The 2411-nt window shown below is 74.6% G+C and carries 5 protein-coding genes; all 5 read left to right on the plus strand.

All coding sequences use genetic code 11. From position 1 onward, the window contains the following. Positions 1-465, plus strand: a 465-nt coding sequence (locus DZF91_RS40295) for a hypothetical protein (RefSeq protein ID WP_199486865.1), incomplete at its 5' end; no start/stop codon positions are given. Continuing rightward, positions 453-626: a hypothetical protein gene (locus tag DZF91_RS41335; protein ID WP_199486866.1), complete on the plus strand. Its 174-nt coding sequence runs from the start codon at positions 453-455 to the stop codon at positions 624-626. The genes DZF91_RS40295 and DZF91_RS41335, both read left to right, overlap by 13 nt. Before the next feature lie 18 nt (positions 627-644). Further along, complete coding sequence (locus DZF91_RS24885) at positions 645-1205, plus strand: hypothetical protein (RefSeq protein ID WP_117359675.1); 561 nt, start codon at positions 645-647, stop codon at positions 1203-1205. 91 nt (positions 1206-1296) lie between these two features. Next, entirely contained in the window at positions 1297-1659 is a 363-nt protein-coding gene (locus tag DZF91_RS24890) for a DUF6412 domain-containing protein (RefSeq protein WP_117359676.1), read from the plus strand. 16 nt (positions 1660-1675) lie between these two features. Beyond that, positions 1676-2371, plus strand: coding sequence for a membrane protein insertase YidC (gene yidC / locus DZF91_RS24895; protein ID WP_235834531.1), 696 nt, complete (start codon positions 1676-1678; stop codon positions 2369-2371). The last annotated feature ends 40 nt before the right edge of the window (positions 2372-2411 follow it).

A 2411-nucleotide genomic window follows, 5' to 3' on the forward strand; every position in this document is an offset into this window, starting at 1 on the left:
CGGTTCCGGCCCGCCCGGCGCGGGCTGCTGGCGGGCCTGGCGGCGACGGGAGCGGCGGCCGGGCTGAACGCGGTCGGGCTGCTGCCGCCCGCGCGGCAGGCGCTCGCCGAGGGGTTCAGCCTGAGCGGCGGCTACTACGACATCTACCCGCACTGCCCGCCGGGCGAGCCGAGCGTCGGCTGCTCGCCGGGCTGCGGTCCGAGCCTGGTGTGCTCGGTGTGCTGCCGGACCAGCGGAAAGTACAAGGGCTACCACCGGTCCGGGGTGTCCGACCCGCACCGCTACAAGCTGCGGCCGAACCAGTGCTACGGCGGCAAGTGGGACGGCTGGCTCTGGAAGGTGTCCAAGAGCTGCGGGAACTGCCGCAAGGGCGTCACGTGGCGGTGCCACGACGGCTGGAAGAAGTCCCAGCGCGGGAACTGGTACAAGACGATCTGCCGCAAGGCGGTCACGTGCTACAACTGACCGCCCCGGCGGGCCGGGTGCGCCGGGGCCTGACCGAGCCGCTGCTGCCGGTCGCGGCCCTGGCGCTGCTGGCGGTCGCCGCCGCGGCGCTGGACGCGGCGGTGCTGTGCTGGGCGGCGGTCGGGGCCCTGGCCGGGTTCGCGCTGTCCGGCTCCGTTTGAACGCGTAACAGCGAATCCGTGCTGTTCTCGCCAGGTTGGCGGGCCCCGATACGGCAGGGCGAGGTCCTGGCCGTCTTCTCCCTCGGGCTGGTGCTCGGGGGCACGCTGAGCGCCGGAGTGGTGTGGCTGGCGTCCGGGCTGGCCGCGCCGGTGCCGACGTCGGCGCGCGCGCTGCTGACCGTGCTGGTCGCGGCGGTCGCGGCGGCGCGCGAGGCCGGTCTGGTGCGGCTGCCACTGCTGCAGAACTCGCGGCAGATCCCGCAGGAGGTGCTGATGCACCGGCTGCGGACGGGATCGCTGCAGTTCGGCTTCGAGATGGGCACCGGCGTCCGGACGTACGTGTCGGCTTCGTCGCCGTACGTCCTTGCGCTCGGGCTGCTGCTCGCCCACATGAGCGCTCCGGCGACGCTGCTGGCGGGAGTGGCGTTCGGTGTGGGACGGGCGCTGAGCGCGGCCTTGACGTACTGGGCCCGCTCGCCGGACCGCGACATGCTGATCGCCGCGCGCATGACGTGGGTCAAGAACATCACGGCGCTGTCCGTCCTCACGGCCGTGACGCTGCTGCTCGTCGTGGGCTGAGGCCGCGCCGCGGAGGACGGCTCGGACCTTTCCCCATCTTCTACTCCCGTCCAGGCGGAACCGGCGAAAGAGGTAGGACGTCCATTCGGGTATGAGGCGGGACACGGGCGCGCGGCTGCGGCACCTTCTGGTGTGGCTGGTCGCCCTGCCCGCCGTCCTGCTGTCGGCGGCTTCGAGCGCCTCGGCCGCTCCGGACGCCTGGGGCGTCTGGGGCCTTTCGGGCGGGGAGCTGCCTCGGCTGCTGGCCGTGGCCTCGCTCGCGGCCCTCGCCGGACTCGTGGTGCTCGCCGCGACGCGCGCCGTCCGGACGGACGGCGCGTCGGCGGTCGGACACGTCCGGACGGCCCTGCGCGACCGGACATCGCGGACGGCGTTCCTCCCCCAGCGCGATCCCGACGCGGCCGGACGGCCGCGTCCCCGGGCTCCCGGACGGGCGACCAGTCTCTCGCACTGATCGTCCCGTCCAGCCTTTGGAGATCGTCTTGTCCTTCCTCGACATGCCCGTGGCCGCCGCATACACGCTGGTCAGCGGGCTGACCTCGGCTCTCGAACCGGTGGCGGGCGGCCTGGCGGCCGTCCTCGCGATCGTCGTCTTCACCCTGGCCGTCCGGGCCCTGCTGCTGCCCCTCGCCGTACGGGCGGCGCGCGGCGAGCGGGCCCGGGCCGCGCTCCTGCCCGAGCTGGCGCGGCTGCGCGAGCGGCACCGGCGCGATCCCGAACGGCTGCGCCGGGAGACGGCCGCGCTGTTCGAGCGGGAGGGCGCGTCCCCGCTGACCGGCATCGGCCCGATGCTGCTCCAGTTCCCGTTCTTCATGGTCACGTACACGCTGTTCCGGTCGGCGGTGATCGCCGGGCACCAGAACGCCCTGCTCGCGCACACGTTCTTCGCGGTGCCGCTGGGGCAGAACTTCGTCTCCGTCGCCGGGGCGGGCCTGCTGACGCCCGCCGGGCTGGTGTTCGCGGGCCTGCTGGTGGCGCTGGCGGCGGTCGGCTGGTGGTCCGCGCGGCACGCGCCCGCCGCGTGGATGCGGCTGCTGTCGCTCGGAACCGTGGCCGTCGCCGCGTTCGCGCCGTTCGCGGCCGGGGTGTACCTGCTCACGTCCGCCGCCTGGACGGCCGTGGAGCGGACGGTGCTGCGCCGCACCGTCCTCGCGCCCGCGCTCTGACGGCGGACGCGCGCCGGACCGGTCGCCGGAGCCGGTCGGC

The sequence above is a fragment of the Actinomadura logoneensis genome (assembly GCF_003428695.1).
Classification (GTDB): domain Bacteria; phylum Actinomycetota; class Actinomycetes; order Streptosporangiales; family Streptosporangiaceae; genus Spirillospora; species Spirillospora logoneensis.

Excerpts from the sequence above, each read along its gene's own strand:
- DZF91_RS24890 (WP_117359676.1), top strand. The coding sequence starts at position 1,297 with ATGAGGCGGGACACGGGCGCGCGGCTGCGGCACCTTCTGGTGTGGCTG.